At 28.7% G+C, this 1,148-nt stretch carries 2 protein-coding genes; both read left to right on the top strand.

Annotated elements, in window-relative coordinates; all coding sequences use genetic code 11:
• Positions 1 to 147: 147 nt before the first annotated feature.
• The gene (locus KA878_RS13965) at positions 148 to 1,014 is read left to right on the top strand and encodes a replication initiation protein (RefSeq protein WP_069794589.1); all 867 of its coding nucleotides are present in this window, start codon (positions 148 to 150) and stop codon (positions 1,012 to 1,014) included.
• 18 nt (positions 1,015 to 1,032) lie between these two features.
• Positions 1,033 to 1,148: LuxR C-terminal-related transcriptional regulator (locus tag KA878_RS13960; protein ID WP_176721502.1), on the top strand; the 116-nt coding region annotated here is incomplete at its 3' end.

The following is a 1,148-nucleotide window of genomic DNA, read 5'->3' as shown; positions in this document are numbered from 1 at the left end:
AGGAGTAGTTTTAAAAAAGTCACTCCTTTAATCTCTTGACATTGTATTATCAGAGGTTTAGAGTGACTTTAAGAAATAAAAAAGGAGTACAACTGGGAATTGTACTCCTTTTCAAATTTATTTTATTCTACTAGGAGTGATTATAACATGACTGGAGAAACTGTTGTGTATCGAAACGAAATGAATTTAGTACCTTTAAGAAAATTTACAAGTACAGAAGTAGATTTGTTTTTTACTCTATGTAATAAGCTCAAAGAACAGGACACACGTAGACTAGAAATATATTTTGATGAATTAAAACATCTTAGTAATTACTATTCTCGCTCACAAGATCGTTTTGTGAAAGATTTAGAGCATGTATACGATAAGATGTTGAATTTAACTTATACAGAACGTAATGGAAAATCATTTAAAAAGTTTGTTTTATTTACATCGTACGAAGTGGATGTTGAAGAACAACAGCTAGCAATTAGTATTAATAGTGATTTGAAGCATATACTCAACTCTATTACAGCTGATTTTACTAAATTTGAACTACAAGAAATGACTTATCTCAAATCAACATACGCTAAAAACATGTTTCGACTACTGAAACAATATAAAAGTACTGGTTATTTAAAAATTAGTGTTGAAGATTTTAGAGAACGTTTAGATGTTCCTAAATCTTATCGTATGACCGATTTAAATAAAAATATTTTTACGCCAATAATTAATGAATTAAGCTCAATTTTTAAGGGGCTAAATATAAATAAAGTTAAAGCTAAAAAAGGTCGTAAAATTGAGTGGTTAGAATTCACTTTTGAGCCTGAGAAACGCATTCATTCAAAGCGACAACCTGAAATGGCGAATATAGGTAAGAAAACACAAAATATAAATCGTGAGATGACGCCAGAATGGTTAGAAAATAAAAAGTATGAACCTATCAAACCCAAAACAACTGAATTTACAGAACAACAAAAAGAAGCGTTTTTAGAAAAAATGAATATAAATGGAAACTATAGGGCGAACAAATAAAGTAGGACGTGTTATTTGATGAAAACGGTAAAAGAAGTTTCTGAAAGTTTAAATGTTTCTAAACAAACAATTCACTATCACTTAAAAAATTTACCATCAAATTTAAAAGTTAAAAAAACAGGCAATAAATCGTT

Source organism: Staphylococcus sp. GDY8P57P, assembly GCF_017892585.1.
Taxonomy (GTDB): Bacteria; Bacillota; Bacilli; order Staphylococcales; family Staphylococcaceae; genus Staphylococcus; species Staphylococcus borealis.
This window is presented reverse-complemented; position numbering and strand designations above follow the sequence as displayed.

Bases quoted from the DNA above. Each gene is read 5' to 3' on its own strand.
- KA878_RS13965 (WP_069794589.1), top strand. From the start codon at position 148: ATGACTGGAGAAACTGTTGTGTATCGAAACGAAATGAATTTAGTACCT.